This is a genomic window from Stenotrophomonas sp. 99219_Sma (assembly GCF_056480785.1).
The window spans coordinates 1,421,245-1,435,078 of record NZ_CM151117.1; the positions used below are offsets into that span (position 1 = coordinate 1,421,245).

General features: G+C 67.1%; 14 protein-coding genes. 1 reads left to right on the forward strand and 13 read right to left on the reverse strand.

The window, feature by feature from the left end; all coding sequences use genetic code 11:
• Nucleotides 1-2: 2 nt before the first annotated feature.
• The 13 genes from ACZK13_RS06460 to ACZK13_RS06520 all read right to left on the reverse strand — a co-directional run bounded on the left by ACZK13_RS06460 (nt 3) and on the right by ACZK13_RS06520 (nt 12,811).
• Entirely contained in the window at nt 3-839 is an 837-nt protein-coding gene (locus ACZK13_RS06460; protein ID WP_010486331.1) for a phosphatidate cytidylyltransferase, read from the reverse strand.
• Nucleotides 836-1,603 (reverse strand): polyprenyl diphosphate synthase, encoded by a 768-nt coding sequence (gene uppS, locus ACZK13_RS06465; protein ID WP_032127943.1) that lies wholly within the window; start codon nt 1,601-1,603, stop codon nt 836-838. Before uppS ends, ACZK13_RS06460 begins: the two co-directional genes overlap by 4 nt.
• Nucleotides 1,604-1,608: 5 nt before the next feature.
• Nucleotides 1,609-2,163, reverse strand: coding sequence for a ribosome recycling factor (gene frr / locus ACZK13_RS06470; RefSeq protein WP_032127942.1), 555 nt, complete (start codon nt 2,161-2,163; stop codon nt 1,609-1,611).
• A gap of 96 nt (nt 2,164-2,259) precedes the next feature.
• A complete protein-coding gene (pyrH, locus tag ACZK13_RS06475; RefSeq protein ID WP_032127941.1) occupies nt 2,260-2,988 on the reverse strand; it encodes a UMP kinase in 729 nt (242 codons plus the stop codon).
• Nucleotides 2,989-3,109: 121 nt separating this feature from the next.
• Complete coding sequence (locus ACZK13_RS06480) at nt 3,110-4,648, reverse strand: GGDEF domain-containing protein (RefSeq protein ID WP_049399536.1); 1,539 nt, start codon at nt 4,646-4,648, stop codon at nt 3,110-3,112.
• 258 nt (nt 4,649-4,906) lie between these two features.
• Nucleotides 4,907-5,782, reverse strand: a complete 876-nt coding sequence (gene tsf / locus ACZK13_RS06485; protein ID WP_253143333.1) for a translation elongation factor Ts — start codon at nt 5,780-5,782, stop codon at nt 4,907-4,909.
• A 126-nt stretch (nt 5,783-5,908) separates the two neighbouring features.
• The gene (gene rpsB / locus ACZK13_RS06490) at nt 5,909-6,715 is read right to left on the reverse strand and encodes a 30S ribosomal protein S2 (RefSeq protein WP_005408748.1); all 807 of its coding nucleotides are present in this window, start codon (nt 6,713-6,715) and stop codon (nt 5,909-5,911) included.
• Between the two features lie 219 nt (nt 6,716-6,934).
• Nucleotides 6,935-7,633 (reverse strand): fimbrial biogenesis chaperone, encoded by a 699-nt coding sequence (locus ACZK13_RS06495; protein ID WP_478482373.1) that lies wholly within the window; start codon nt 7,631-7,633, stop codon nt 6,935-6,937.
• On the reverse strand, nt 7,633-7,851 hold the full coding sequence (locus ACZK13_RS06500) for a hypothetical protein (RefSeq protein ID WP_478482511.1): 219 nt from the start codon (nt 7,849-7,851) through the stop codon (nt 7,633-7,635). Before ACZK13_RS06500 ends, ACZK13_RS06495 begins: the two co-directional genes overlap by 1 nt.
• A 260-nt stretch (nt 7,852-8,111) precedes the next feature.
• Nucleotides 8,112-9,149, reverse strand: a complete 1,038-nt coding sequence (locus tag ACZK13_RS06505; protein ID WP_049421639.1) for a Csu type fimbrial protein — start codon at nt 9,147-9,149, stop codon at nt 8,112-8,114.
• Entirely contained in the window at nt 9,146-11,524 is a 2,379-nt protein-coding gene (locus ACZK13_RS06510; RefSeq protein WP_180838115.1) for a fimbria/pilus outer membrane usher protein, read from the reverse strand. The genes ACZK13_RS06505 and ACZK13_RS06510 overlap by 4 nt, the downstream gene beginning before the upstream one ends.
• 7 nt (nt 11,525-11,531) lie before the next feature.
• A complete protein-coding gene (locus ACZK13_RS06515) occupies nt 11,532-12,281 on the reverse strand; it encodes a fimbrial biogenesis chaperone (protein WP_049399527.1) in 750 nt (249 codons plus the stop codon).
• Nucleotides 12,281-12,811, reverse strand: coding sequence for a Csu type fimbrial protein (locus ACZK13_RS06520; protein WP_032127934.1), 531 nt, complete (start codon nt 12,809-12,811; stop codon nt 12,281-12,283). Before ACZK13_RS06520 ends, ACZK13_RS06515 begins: the two co-directional genes overlap by 1 nt.
• A 173-nt stretch (nt 12,812-12,984) precedes the next feature.
• Between ACZK13_RS06520 and map the strand changes: the two genes are divergently transcribed.
• Nucleotides 12,985-13,827 carry a type I methionyl aminopeptidase gene (gene map / locus ACZK13_RS06525; RefSeq protein WP_107433358.1) on the forward strand — a complete coding sequence of 281 codons (843 nt, stop codon included), beginning with the start codon at nt 12,985-12,987 and terminating at the stop codon, nt 13,825-13,827.
• Nucleotides 13,828-13,834 lie beyond the last annotated feature (7 nt).

The following is a 13,834-nucleotide window of genomic DNA, read 5'->3' on the forward strand; positions in this document are numbered from 1 at the left end:
GGTCAGAACCCGAAGATTTCCTTGCCGAGTGCGAACACCGGCACTGCAGCCAGGACGCCGTCGACACGGTCGAGTACGCCACCATGGCCCGGAATCAGGTGGCCCGAGTCCTTGGCGCCCGCGTGGCGCTTGATCAGGCTTTCGAACAGATCACCCAGCACCGAGGCGAACACCGCCACCACCGAAGTGATCAGCAGGCCCGGCAGGTGTGCGGTATCGATGCCGGCCAGCCAGCCCAGGCCGACGGCCACGGCGACACCGGCCAGCAGGCCGCCGAACAGGCCTTCCCAGGTCTTGTTGGGGCTGATGCGCGGGGCCAGCTTGTGCTTGCCGAAGTGACGGCCGGCGAAATAGGCGCCCGAATCGGCCGCCCAGACCAGTGCCAGCGCAGCCAGCAGCCACAGGTGGCCCTGCTTGCCCGGCGGATCTCCGCCCGCATGGATCAGCACCAGCGCGGCCCAGGCCGGAACGATGGCCAGCGTACCGGCCAGCATCTTCACGATGCGCGAGGGTGCCGACGGCTGCGCGCCGAAATTGAAGAAGCGCAGCCAGACCAGCGCCGCCAGCCACCAGGCAACACCGGCCAATGTGGTGATCTGGAACAGCACCAGCGTGCTGCCATCGGCCCACACCAGCAGCACCATCAGCAGCAGGTTCAGTACCAGCAGCACGGTGCGCGCCAGGGTGTCTTCGATGCCGGCCAGCTTCAGCCACTCCCACAGGCCGATCAGCAGCACCGCAGCGGCCGCCGCTGCCAGCCATTGGGTCGGCAGCAGCAGGATCGCGGCAATGGCGACCGGCGCCATGATCAGCGCGGCAAGGACTCGGGTCTTGGTCATGGGCTGGAAGTCTCGGTGGCCAGTGCGGCGATCTGGGCGCTGGTCAGGCCGAAACGACGCTCACGGCTGCCGTAGGCGTCCAGCGCCTGCTGCAGCAGGGCGGGATCGAAGTCTGGCCACAGCGCCTCGGTGAACCACAGCTCGGTGTACGCCAGCTGCCACAGCAGGAAGTTGCTGATGCGGGTGTCGCCACCGGTGCGGATGAACAGGTCCGGTGGCGGCAGGTCGGCCAGGGCGACCTGGCTGCCCAGCAGCGATTCGTCGATCTGTTCGGGCAGCAGGCGGCCGGCGGCGACTTCAGCGGCCAGCGCGCGCGCGGCACGGGCGATGTCCTGGCGGCCACCGTAGCTGGCGGCGATCGACAGGGTCAGGGTGGTGTTGTCTGCGGTGCGCTGCTCGGCCAGCTGCATGCGGCTGACCAGCCCGGCACCGAAGCGTTCGCGCTCGCCGATGAAGCGCACGCGCACGCCACGCCGATGCAGCTCGTCCACTTCGCGGTCGAGCGCGCCGAGGAACAGCTTCATCAACGCATCGACTTCTTCCTGCGGCCGGCCCCAGTTCTCGCTGGAAAACGCGAACAGGGTCAGCGCCGGAATGCCCAGCTCAAGGCAGCGCTCGATGGTGCGGTTGACCGCACGCGCGCCGGCCCGGTGGCCGATCACGCGCGGACGACGGCGCTGCTGTGCCCAGCGCCCATTGCCATCCATGATGATGGCAATGTGGCGGGGCAGGGCGGCCGGCAACGGAGGCGGGACTGAAGGCATCGACTTCAGACCGACAGCAGTTCTTTTTCCTTGTCGGCAACGACCTTGTCGACGTCCTTGATGTTGGTGTCGGTCAACTTCTGGATGTCGTCCTCACCGCGCTTCTTCTCGTCTTCGCTGATCGCCTTGTCCTTGACCAGCTTGGCGATTTCCTTGTTCGCGTCCTGACGGATGTTGCGGATCGCGATCTTGGCGCCTTCGCCTTCCTTCTGCACCTGCTTGGCCAGCTCCTTGCGGCGCTCTTCGGTCGGCGGCGGCATGTTGATGCGGATCGCGGTGCCCAGGGTGTTCGGGGTGAACTCGGCGTTGTAGAGACCCTTTTCGATCTCCTTGATCATGCTCTTGTCGAACGGCGTGACCAGCAGCGAGTGGGCGTCGGCGTTGGAGATCGATGCGACCTGGTTCAGCGGGGTGCTGGCGTTGCCATAGGCGCTGACCGTGACGCGGTCCAGCAGGGCCGGGGTGGCGCGGCCGGTGCGGATCGAGGTGAGGGTGTGCTTCAGAGCGTCGATGCTCTTGGCCATGCGCGTCTGCGCGTTGTTCTTGATGTCGTTGAGCATCGCCCGGTCCTGGGTGTAACTGGAATCGGGCGATTATAGGCGAATACGGGACGCTGCCGGGCCAGAATCGGCCCGGAGCTCGCCTGGCGCTCAGGCTCAGGCCGGGTCGCGGCCCTGGACCAGGGTGCCGATGTTCGCGCCGCTGAGGATCTTCAGCAGCTCGCCCGGCTGGCCCATGTCGAACACGCGCATCGGCAGGTCGCTGTCGCGGGCCAGTGCGAAGGCCGCGGTATCCATCACTTCCAGGCCGCGGCGGATCACTTCGTCGTAGCTCAGGCTGTCGAAACGGACCGCGTCGCTGTGCTTGTTCGGGTCCTTGTCGTACACGCCATCGACCTTGGTGGCCTTCAGCAGCAGGTCGGCACCGATCTCGATCGCACGCAGCGCGGCGCCGGAGTCGGTGGTGAAGAACGGACTGCCGACGCCGGCGGCGAAAATCACCAGGCGGCCCTTTTCCAGGTGGCGGATGGCGCGGCGGCGGATGTAGTCCTCGCACACGTCGTTGATCTTGATCGCGCTCATCACGCGGGCCTTGGCGCCCAGCTTTTCCAGGGCGTCCTGCATGGCCAGGGCGTTGATGACCGTGGCCAGCATGCCCATCTGGTCGCCGGTGACCCGGTCCATGCCGCCAGCGGCCAGGCCGGCGCCGCGGAAGATGTTGCCGCCGCCGATCACCAGCGCCACTTCGGCACCGGCCTGCTGGGCTTCGATGACCTCACGGGCCAGGCGATTGATGATCTTCGGGTCGATGCCGTAGTCCTCATCTCCCATCAGCGCCTCCCCGGACAGTTTCAGAAGGATGCGGCGATAGGCGAGCTTGGACATAGGGACCTCGGGTGCGTGGAAATCGCGGGCGATTCTACGCGCATGCGGCGTTGGGCCAAAGTGTTTTGTGCGCTGCGGCGCGAAATCCTGCCGTCCGCCCCGCTCACGCGGGGCGTCCCGTTCAGCCCAGCTCGGCGCCGGCGGTGGCTGAAAGCTCGTCGTGGCCGAGGGCGCCGGGGGAGCGGGCGATCACCCGGTTGCGGCCCAGGTTCTTCGAGCGGTACAGCACATCGTCGGCTGCGCGCAGCAGGTCCTGCACGTCGGCAAAGCGTTCGTAGCCGCCCTGGGTGGCCACGCCGGCGGAGAAGGTGACGAACAGCGGGCCTCCCTCCAGCTCGGCCATCGGCGTGGCGACGATGTTGGCCAGCACACGCCGGATCACGTCCAGCGCCACCGATTCACTGGTGTTGGGCAGCAGCGCGACGAATTCCTCGCCACCGAAGCGGGCCACGGTGTCGCTGTTGCGCAGCTGGCCCTGCAGCTTGCCGGCAAAGGCGCGCAGCACCTCGTCGCCGGTCAGGTGGCCGTGGGCATCATTGATTTTCTTGAAGTCGTCCAGGTCGATGAAGGCCACCGACAGCGGCCAGCCCTGGCGCCCGGCGCGCAGGAACTCCTGTTCCAGCACCGCCTCCAGCTGGCGGCGGTTGAGCACGCCGGTCAGGGCGTCGCGGTGGGCCTGGTCGGCCAGGCGCTTGGCCCGCGCCTCGAATTCGTCGGCGCGGCGGCGTGCCTGGTCGGCATCCTGCAGCTCGCGCAGGTTGCGCAGGGTGGCCAGCTCCTGCGCGTGGTCGATCAGCTCTCGGACCCGCGAGGGCGAGTTCAGGCCGGCCTCGAACAGGCTGGCGATATCTGGAAGGGCATCGCTGATGCGGGTCAGGACCTGATCGAAACGGGCGCTGTCGAGCTCCAGCCGGTCATGCACCTGGTGCAGAGCGCGTTCGCGGGCGGCATCGGCGTCTTCGTCCAGCCAGATGTCAGCGACAGCGCCGGACAGCTGCACGCAGGCCTGGAACGGCGAATCGGCAGCGTCGTCGTCCTCGCTGTGGCTGATGCTTTCCACCAGGTAGCGCGGCAGGCCCCATTGCTCGGCCACCCAGGCGCCGACATCGGCGTGGCTGCAGCCCAGTTCCTCGCGCTCGCGTGCGACCAGATCGGTATTGTCACGGGCTTCGCGCAGCAGTGGCAGGTAGCGCTCCGATTCGGCCTGGGCCAGGCACAGCACACCCAGGTCCTGCAGCAGCCCGGCCAGCATCAGTTCCTCCAGCCGGCGCAGGCCGCGCGCCTGGCCCAGCTGGCTGGCGGCCAGGGCGCTGAGAATGCTGCGCTTCCACGCGCGCTGGCGCAGGTCGTGGTCGGCACCGCCGCCACCGGTCAAGCCCTGGGTCACGGTGAAGCCGAGGGCGAGGCTGATCGTGGCATTCAGGCCGAGCATGGTCAGCGCCTGGCCGAGGTTCTCGATGCGGCGGCGGCTGGCGTACAGTGGCGAATTGGCGATGCGCAGCATGCGAGCGCTCAGCGCCATGTCGATGGCGATGATGTCGGCGGCGGTGGCGATGTCCGCTTCCGGGTCCTGGGCCAACTCGATGATGCGCAGGGCAATACCGGGTGGCGAGGGCAGGTTGCGGCAGAGCGCCAGGGCAGCTGTCAGCTCGGGAGGCATGTCGGGTCGTTCAATTCCATTGGGACAAGAATACCTAGGAATGCATCACAGTCCGCGATTTTCGTTCCTGCTATGTGACTGTGGATTCCCTGCGCCGAGTATCGGCTTGATTCGCGCGCAACGCAAAGGTGCCGGTTGTGCGCACCAACGGTGCGCACCGGCCGATGGGGCATGAGTTCATCCCTTGGCCCATACATAAAAAAAGAGCCGCGGTTTCCCGCGGCTCCTTCTGGTCGCTTCACAGCCGGAAGGCTGGAATCAGACCTGCATCGCCTTGGCAACTTCAGCGGCGTAGTCTTCCACCACCTTCTCGATGCCTTCGCCGACGATCAGCAGCTTGAAGCCAGCCACGTCGGCGCCAGCGGCCTTGACCACCTGCTCGACGGTGGTGTCGCCCAGCACGTAGGTCTGGCCGTACAGGGTCACGTCGCTGACGATCTTGTTGATCTTGCCGCTGATGATCTTTTCCAGGATCTCGGCCGGCTTGGCCTTGTCCTTTTCGGACATCTTGGCCAGCTCGATTTCCTTTTCCTTCTCGACGAACTCGGCCGGGACGTCCGCAGCCTTGTTGTGCGGCGGCTTCAGGGCTGCCACGTGCATGGCCAGGCCACGGGCCAGCTCGACGTCGCCGCCGACCAGGTCGACCAGCACGCCAACCTTGCCGTTGGTGTGGACGTAGGCGCCGATGGTGTTGTTGCCATCAACCTTCACCATGCGACGGATCTGGATGTTTTCACCCAGAGTCTGCACGGCGGTGGCGCGGGCTTCTTCAACGGTGCGGCCATCGGCCAGCTTGGCAGCCTTCACGGCTTCGACGTCGTCGGCGCCCGATGCCAGGGCGGCAGCGGCGACGGCATTGACGAAGGACTTGAAGTTGTCATCGTTGGCGACGAAGTCGGTTTCCGAGTTGACTTCGACCAGCACGGCCTTGCCGCCATCCTGGGCCAGGCCCAGACGGCCTTCGGCGGCCACGCGGTCAGCCTTCTTGTCGGCCTTGGCAGCGCCGGACTTGCGCATGGCTTCAGCAGCAGCGTTGATGTCGCCGTTGGCTTCGGTGAGAGCCTTCTTGCATTCCATCATGCCGGCGCCGGTGCGCTCGCGCAGTTCCTTGACCAGGGAAGCAGTGATTTCCACGGGATTACCTCACGAAAGAAAGGGGTTGGGCCGGCATGGTGGCCGGCCCGTGTGACACGGTCCTGTCACGCGCCAAAGGCTGCGCGCAGGGAGGGTGGACGCCGGGCGTCCACCCCGGGGCCTGGATCAGGCCTGGGCGTCGTCGCCCTTCTTGGCAGCCTTCTTGGCCGGAGCGCGGCGGGCCGGCTTCTCTTCGCCTTCAGCAGCGGCTTCGGCGAACTCTTCCTCACGCACCGAAGCAGCGTGCGGAGCAGCAGCCTTGCCTTCCAGCACGGCGTCGGCAGCGGCGCGGGCGTACAGCTGCACAGCGCGGATGGCGTCGTCGTTGCCCGGGATGGCGTAGTCCACCAGTTCCGGGTTGTAGTTGGTGTCGACCACGGCGATGACCGGGATGCCCAGCTTCTTGGCTTCCTTGATCGCGATGTCTTCGTGGCCGATGTCGATCACGAAGATGGCGTCCGGCAGACGGTTCATGTCCTTGATGCCGCCCAGCGAGGCTTCCAGCTTGTCGCGCTCGCGACGCAGGCCCAGCACTTCGTGCTTGACCAGCTTCTCGAAGGTGCCGTCGGTTTCACCGGCTTCCAGTTCCTTCAGGCGGGCAACCGACTGCTTGACGGTACGGAAGTTGGTCAGGGTGCCGCCCAGCCAACGCTGGTTCATGAACGGCATGCCACAACGCTCGGCTTCTTCCTTGATGGTTTCGCGGGCGCTGCGCTTGGTGCCCAGGAACAGGACGGTGCCGCGCTTCTGGGCAACCGACGAGATGAAGTTCATCGCATCGTTGAACAGCGGGACGGTCTTTTCCAGGTTGATGATGTGGATCTTGCCGCGGGCGCCGAAGATGTACGGAGCCATCTTCGGGTTCCAGTAGCGGGTCTGGTGGCCGAAGTGGACGCCGGCTTCCAGCATCTGACGCATGGTGACCTGGGGCATTGCAATACTCCTGATATGGAACCGGCGATTCCGCCCGCGGGATAGGTATGCGGGACGCGTGGAAGCGCGGATGGTTCCGGGGTTGGGCTTCCCTGTTGCCTCCGTGGCCGAACTCCTTGCGGAGCACCCCGGCACGGATGGGGGCAGCAGGTGTGGATTCACCGGTGACGTCCGGTGTGGACGGTCTCCCGCGCACGCAGGCGGCAGGAATCCGGTCGATTATAGCCCGCTGGGAGCGCTCGCTGCAATTGCCGGGTCCGGCGCGGTCAGATCGACCACGCGGCCGTCCTGCAGCCGGGCCTGGAAATGGCCACCGGCATAGCCGTCGGCATGGACGGGGAGGGCCCAGCGGCGTTCCCGGCCCGCCAGCAGGTAGCCGGCCAGTCCCGGCAGCAGCAGGGTGCGGCGTCCATCGCCGGCGACGAACGCAAGATCGTGCAGGCGGGCGTGAACGGAACCTGCGTTGCGCAGTCGCAGAAGAGGCTGCGACGTGCCGGGCTCGATCCCGGCATGCAGGTCCGGCCGCGCCAGGGGCGTCGCATGCCCCCGGAACAAGGGCAGCGAGTAGCGTGGCAGGCCCGGTCCGCTGGGGCTCAGGATCACCCGGTAGGCCTGCTCGACGGCAACGGGCGACGTCTCCCGAGGCAGCAGCCAGATGCGTTGACAGGTGCCGGGCGGGAGGTCGAGCCGGGCGGGGCTGGCCAGGATCTGGTCGCTGGGCCGCAGCTTTTCCGCATCGACCTGCTGTTCCCAGGCCAGGATCCGAACCTCGCCCTGCCAGCGGCCGGGCCCGGGGTTGTACAGCCACAGCTCGCCGTGCCCCCCTTCGGCGGGCAGCTGCAGGGTGGTGGGCACCAGGTCCAGCGCCGCAGCGGGCAGTGCCAGCAGCAGTGCCAGCAGGCTCAGCAGGATGCGCATCAGTAGATGAGGGTCACGGCAGGCGCCGCGTCGTTGCTGTCGGCCGGCGGCGCGAGGTCGCGGATCTGTTGCGGAAGCTCGGGCGCGTCGCTGCTCCGGTGCGGTGCCGCGCATCGGGTGTTGCCGGCATCACTGCTGCAGCCCTCGACCACAGTCAGCCGGATCTGCAGGGAGGTGCTGCCGGGATCGGCCCACGCGGGCATACTTGCGACCAGCATCGCCCCGATCAGAAGTGCGCGAACCACCTGCCATCCACCGTACTGTAGGACCCGTTGCGCGGTATCGGCCGGATCGGCCGAATCTGTAGGCTCGACTGCCAGTCGACTGGTCCTGCCGCAGGAGTGATGCGCGCATCCACGCACGGCGTGGATCTACCGGAACCCACCCCGGTGGGTGCCGACGATTCCAAACCCACCCCGGTGGGTGCCGACCATTCCAATCCATCCCGGTGGATGCCGACCGTTGGTCGGCACACAGGTCAGTAAGTGATCGTCACCTGCACCAGATCGTTGTAGGTACCGGCCGGGGGCTGGCCGGTGACCGGCGGCACCCGGCCATGGATGGTCAGCTGCTGCGCGCTGCCACTTCCGGTGCCGCCAACGGTATCGACGTTGAGGGTATTGCCCCAGCGCAGGCTGCGCGCGGCGTCGCGGTACAGCTCATAGGGGAGGTAGTAGGTGCCGCTGCCAATGGTGGTGGCCATGCGCCGGGTGGTGGAGGCGGCGGGGTTGTTCTGGCCGTTGTTGAGGCTGATCTGGTAGGCGGTGTTCTTCAGGCAGGTCAGCGTGAGCGTGGCGGTCCGGTCGATGTTGGCGGAAATGCTGCCGGTGACGTTGCCGAAGTCCATGTTGGTGGTGACGTAGCTGCCGCATTGCGGCAGCACGTTGGCAGTGGCAGTGAAGCTGAAGGCCGCACTGGCGCTGTTGGTGCCGGTTGCGCCGCCGTTGCAGGCGGCCGGCACGGTGGCGTTGCCGAGCAGGACTTCGTTCCAGGCCCAGGTGAGCACCACGTTGGCGCCACTGAAGGTGCTGCTGTAAGCACCCGAAGCGAGGATCTGGTTGGCGGGGATCTGCGCGAACAGCTGCACGGACTGCGCACCGCTGCCGCCGGTCAGCAGCGGCACGTTGTAGCTCATGGTCAGTTCCTGCGCCGGCGGCGTGCCGCGTGGCACCAGGCCGGTGACCTGGCCGTAGCTGGCGTTGTTGTAGAGCTGGAAATTCATGGTGTCGCTGGTGGAAGTGGACATCGTGCGGAAGGTGGAGCTGCTGCCGCCGCCACTGCCTGCGCCGACACCCACGCAGACGCGGACGCCGGTGGTGGCCAGCAGGCTCAGCGCGGCGGTGGTGCAGGTCACCGTGATGTTCAGCGTCGCCGCCGTAGGGCCGGGAGCGTTGCTGTTGATGTTGCCGAACGGCAGGGTCGGGTTCGCGGTTGCCGTGCAGACCGCTGTCGCTTGGGCCGGTAGTGCCGCGAGCAGGCCGGCGAACAGCAGCATGCCGAGCAGCAGCACTCTCATGGCGCCACCTCCGGGATGCACGGCAGCGGTGCCGGCTTCGGCCGGGCGCCGGACGCCACTACCTTGGGCTGCTCGGGTACCTTCACCCGGCACTGGCCGCGGCTGGTGGTGATGTACAGCACGCTGCCGGCAGCGACGTCTTCCAGATACAGCAGGCCGTCATAGCCCACCGTGGCCTGGCGTCCGCCGGGCAACTGCACTTCGCTGCCCACTTCCAGCGGCTGCCCGTCCATGCTCTGCAGCGTCAGGCTCAGAGAGGGCCGCGAGCGCAACTGGAATGTCACGTGGGTCCCAGCGCGCTGGCGCGGCGTCACCCAGTCCTCGATGCGGTCGGCACGCATGTCCTCGGGCAGGTCCAGGGTGTCGATCGAGACCCGGTTGCGCTGCCAGGACAGCAGCGGGCTGACCAGCAACAGGCCACGATCATCGGTGACGCCGATCAGGCGGTTCTCCAGCCGCACCGGCACGCCACCAACACCATTGGTGCTGATCACCGCGAATGCATCGGAGACCTCGCGGGTGGCGAACGCGTGCCCGCCCATCCAGACCAGGCTGCCACTGGCGCTGCCGTAGGCATAGTTGAGCCCGCCCTGGCGCGAGGCCCCGAAGGAGTAGCGGCCGACGTCATTGAGGATGCCGACTTCGGCCAGGCCGCCACTGCCGTCCTCGCCGTGGCGCACCTGCGCGCGCCAACCGATGCCGCCTGCACTGCCATCGCCGGGCACCGGCTGGGTGACGTCGGCCACCCAGGTCTGGCTGTCGCCATTGCGCTGGCTGGACAGGCTGGCCTGGCGGTTGTTGCCCAGGCTGGCGGTTACCGACAGATAGATGCTGCGGTCATCACTCTGGTCCAGGTTCTGGTTCACCGAGAGGTAGGCTGACCAGCGCTGGCTCCAGGTCCGCGACCAGAACAGGCTGGCGTAGCGGTTGTCTTCGCCATCGGGGTAGCGCAGGCGCAGGTAGCTGGCGCTGAGCGTGCCCAGCCGCAGCAGGTCGGCGCCGACCGTGGCCTGTTCGCTGATGCTGGGTGGCAGGTTGCCCTGCAGTGCGCCCAGGTCGCGGTAATCACCATGGCTGCGCACGGTGCGCAGATTGACGTTGAGTCGGCGGTTGTTCCAGCTGTAACCCAGCGCCCACTGGCCACCCTGCAGGCCCTGGTAGTTGCTGTGCGCATAGGCGGCGTTGAACACGCCCGCGCCGCCGAGCAGCCACCCGCCGCCGATGCCGGCCTGGGCCAGGCCACCGCCGCCTTCGGCATGCGCTTCACCGGTGAAGGTATCGCTGATGCCGCCGCGCCAGCTGGCACTGGCCACGGTGCGGTCGTCGTAGGCGAAGGAGCGCTGGCCGAAGTCCTCGCGCAGTTGGCCAACACCGACCGACCAGTCCGACAGGCCCTTGGCCAGCAGTTGCTGGGTGCCATAGAAGCTGAAATCCAGTGTCTGCATGCGGCCGAATGCGTCGGTGACCACCACCTGTGCGCTGCCGGTGCCGCTGATGCCCGGCTGTGCGGCCAGCTGGAACGGGCCGACCGGGACCTGGCCGCTGTACTGGCGCAGGCCATCGACGTACAGCTCGACCGTGGACGGCACCACCGCCTGGCCGAGGAAACTGGGCGTGGGGGTCAGCACGCGATAGGGCTGCAGGCCGTAGTTGCGACCGATCTGCAGGCCACCCAGGCGCACCGGACGGGTCCAGTCGACGAAGCCGCTGTAGAAATCGCCGACCTCCAGCGTCATCGCCTGGTCGGGGAAATCCAGGCTCCAGCGCGTATCCAGGCGCACGCTCTCCCCTCGCCAGCGACGGTCGCCAGGCTGCTGGTAGCGCCTGCTGACCGCGGTGTTTTCGAAGGTGCCGTTGCCGACGCCGAACAGGCGCAGTTCGGAGCTCAGGCTGAGGTTGCCCAGCGTATCCACCCGGCTGCCATACACGTCGTAGTTGAGCAGCAGTCCGGGTGAGGCACTGCCTGCGGGCGCGCGTGTCTGCGGGCGGCTGAGCACGGTGGTTGGCAGGGTCAGCTGGTCCAGTGGCACGTCCAGCGCCAGGGTCTGCAGGCGTGCGTCATAGCGCACCACCGCGCCGCTGATCTGGTCCAGGTACACCGGTGCATCGCCGTGGGCGTTGAAGCCGAGCTGGCGCAGTACGTCGGGGCTGGCCTGCAGGCGGCCACGGTTCTCGATGAAAGGCAGCAGTCCGCGTGGGGTGCTGTTGAGCGAAACGTCCAGGTACAGCGTCTGGTTGGCGGTCAACGGTGTGGGCGGTGGCAGCATCGCATCGGCGGAGATGCCTGATACATCGGCGGTGGCGGTAGCCGCTGCACCGGACACATCGGCGGCTTGGGTCGCCGCAGGAGCCAGGGCAGCAAGCAGCGCGCCCATCAACGCCTCAGCGAGCCGATGGGGGCGACAGCGGCGTCTGTTCCGACTCGCCATTGAGCTTGGCCGTGATCTGGTCGTTGTCGCGGTCGATCGCCGTGCGCTCGATCGGCCAGCGCATCACCTGCCCGGGCAGCACGTAACCCAGCAGTCCGGGATGCACGATGCGTGGGCGCGTGGGGCTGCCCAGCGCAAGATCGGCGATCTGCGCATAGCTGTTGCCTGCGTTGGCCACCTCGACGCCGTTGCGGCCATCGGGCAACTGCACCAGGCGGGCCTGCAGCTGCGGCGCAAGCTTGCCGGCGGCGGGCTGCACGAACACCGGTATCGAATAGCGCAGCACGAACTGCATGCCGTCGGCGCGGGTGGCCAGGTCGGGCACCTCGTCGACAATCAGCCTGTAGTACTGCTGTGCCGGCGGTGGCGTCCTGTCCGGACGCATCACCCGGACCAGCTGCTGCTGCCCGGCAGCCAGTTCCTGCATCGGCGGGGTGACCACCAGTTCATCGGTGGGCAACAGTTGCTCCTGGCCGTCCTGCTGCACCCAGCGGAACACCCGAACCTGCAGCTTCACCGGCGAGGTGCCACTGTTGGTCAGCCAAAGCTCGCCGGCACGCTGGCGCGCTTCCAGCTGCAGGCTGGTCGGGGCGACCTGCAGGCTGGTGGCTTCGACCGGGGCGGCGAATACCAGGCTCAGGACGAGCAGCGCCACGCCGGTGGCGCGCCACGGGCGGGGTCCGGCCATGCGGGCGTGCTCCATCAATAGGTGATCGTGGCGGTAACCGTATCCAGGTAGTTGCCGGTCGCCGGGTTGTTGGTGCTCAGGTTCAGGATCTGGCCGTAGACGATGTAGGGCACGGCCAGGCCGGTGCCGATGCCAGCCTGGGTGTTGGTGCCGGAGGTGGCACCCCAGACCAGGGTGTGCGCGGCGTCCTGGTAGAGCTGGTAGCCGACGTAGTTGTTGGCGGTCACCGCGGCGTTGGTGTTCTTCATCCGGCGAGTGGTGACGTCATTCGCGGTGCTGGCATTGGCACCCGCATTCAGTGAAATCGTGTACGGGGTCAGTGCCGAGCACTGGGCGGTCACCGTGCCCTGGCCCAGGGTGGGGGTCGCGGTGGTCGAGGCCGCCGTGCCGAAGTCAACGTTGGTGGCGGCAGCAGCCGTGATCGTGCAGGCCTTGGTCACCACCAGGGTGACATTGAAGGTGGTGGTGTCTGCGGCCAGGGCCGGGCCGGACAGCAGCACCCCGGCCAGGGCCCAGGCAAGCGGGGAACGAAGCGCGGATCGCATGGACAACCTCCCTGACCCGAAGGTCCGTTGAACAAGGCGAAGGCGGCACGTTCGGCACCGCTTCGGCGACGGTGACCCCAGCTTAGGTGGCGTAAGTGTCTGTATTCCGTGATAAACAGAGAGGCGAAAGGGTGGCGGCGATCACGCTTTCACTTTCCTTGCCGGAACCGTGCATGGCCCGGATCGCCAGTTGGGTGGCGTTCGTTCAGATTGTGGCCGGATCGGCGATAATGGGGGCCATGAGCGTGAATCTGAAAACCCCGCAGGAAATCGAGATGATGCGAATCGCCGGCCGCCTGGCCAGCGAAGTGCTCGACATCGTCACCCCCCACGTCAAGCCCGGTGTCACCACCGAGGAACTGGACCGCATCTGCCACGACCACATCGTGAACGTGCAGGGCGCCGTTCCGGCCAACGTCGGCTACCGCGGCTTCCCGAAGACCGTGTGCACCTCGGTCAACAACGTCATCTGCCATGGCATCCCCAGCGAAGGGAAGGTGCTCAAGGATGGCGACATCATCAACATCGACGTCACCGTCATCAAGGATGGCTGGCACGGCGACACCAGCCGCATGTACTTCGTCGGCACCCCGTCGGTGATGGCCCGCCGCCTGGTGGAAACCACCTACGAAGCCATGTGGCGCGGCATCCGCGCGGTGCGTCCGGGCGCGACCCTGGGCGACATCGGCCATGCCATCCAGAGCTATGCCGAAGGCGAGCGTTTCAGCGTGGTGCGCGAGTACTGCGGCCACGGCATCGGCAAGGTCTACCACGATGAGCCGCAGGTGGTGCATTACGGCCGCCCGGGCCAGGGCCTGGTGCTGCAGCCTGGCATGACCTTCACCATCGAGCCGATGATCAACGAGGGCACCCGCTACAACAAGGTGCTGCCGGATGGCTGGACCGTGGTGACCAAGGACCGCAAGCTGTCGGCACAGTGGGAGCACATGATCGCGGTCACCGAGACCGGCGTGGACGTGCTGACCCTGTCGCCGGGCGAGTCGCAGGTCTCCTGAGGATGCT

Excerpts from the sequence above, each read along its gene's own strand:
- ACZK13_RS06460 (WP_010486331.1), bottom strand. The coding sequence starts at position 839 with ATGACCAAGACCCGAGTCCTTGCCGCGCTGATCATGGCGCCGGTCGCC.
- uppS (WP_032127943.1), bottom strand. The coding sequence starts at position 1,603 with ATGCCTTCAGTCCCGCCTCCGTTGCCGGCCGCCCTGCCCCGCCACATT.
- frr (WP_032127942.1), bottom strand. The coding sequence starts at position 2,163 with ATGCTCAACGACATCAAGAACAACGCGCAGACGCGCATGGCCAAGAGC.
- pyrH (WP_032127941.1), bottom strand. The coding sequence starts at position 2,988 with ATGTCCAAGCTCGCCTATCGCCGCATCCTTCTGAAACTGTCCGGGGAG.
- ACZK13_RS06480 (WP_049399536.1), bottom strand. The coding sequence starts at position 4,648 with ATGCCTCCCGAGCTGACAGCTGCCCTGGCGCTCTGCCGCAACCTGCCC.
- rpsB (WP_005408748.1), bottom strand. The coding sequence starts at position 6,715 with ATGCCCCAGGTCACCATGCGTCAGATGCTGGAAGCCGGCGTCCACTTC.
- ACZK13_RS06495 (WP_478482373.1), bottom strand. The coding sequence starts at position 7,633 with ATGCGCATCCTGCTGAGCCTGCTGGCACTGCTGCTGGCACTGCCCGCT.
- ACZK13_RS06500 (WP_478482511.1), bottom strand. The coding sequence starts at position 7,851 with ATGCTGGTCGCAAGTATGCCCGCGTGGGCCGATCCCGGCAGCACCTCC.
- ACZK13_RS06505 (WP_049421639.1), bottom strand. The coding sequence starts at position 9,149 with ATGAGAGTGCTGCTGCTCGGCATGCTGCTGTTCGCCGGCCTGCTCGCG.
- ACZK13_RS06510 (WP_180838115.1), bottom strand. The coding sequence starts at position 11,524 with ATGGGCGCGCTGCTTGCTGCCCTGGCTCCTGCGGCGACCCAAGCCGCC.
- ACZK13_RS06515 (WP_049399527.1), bottom strand. The coding sequence starts at position 12,281 with ATGGAGCACGCCCGCATGGCCGGACCCCGCCCGTGGCGCGCCACCGGC.
- ACZK13_RS06520 (WP_032127934.1), bottom strand. The coding sequence starts at position 12,811 with ATGCGATCCGCGCTTCGTTCCCCGCTTGCCTGGGCCCTGGCCGGGGTG.
- map (WP_107433358.1), top strand. The coding sequence starts at position 12,985 with ATGGCCCGGATCGCCAGTTGGGTGGCGTTCGTTCAGATTGTGGCCGGA.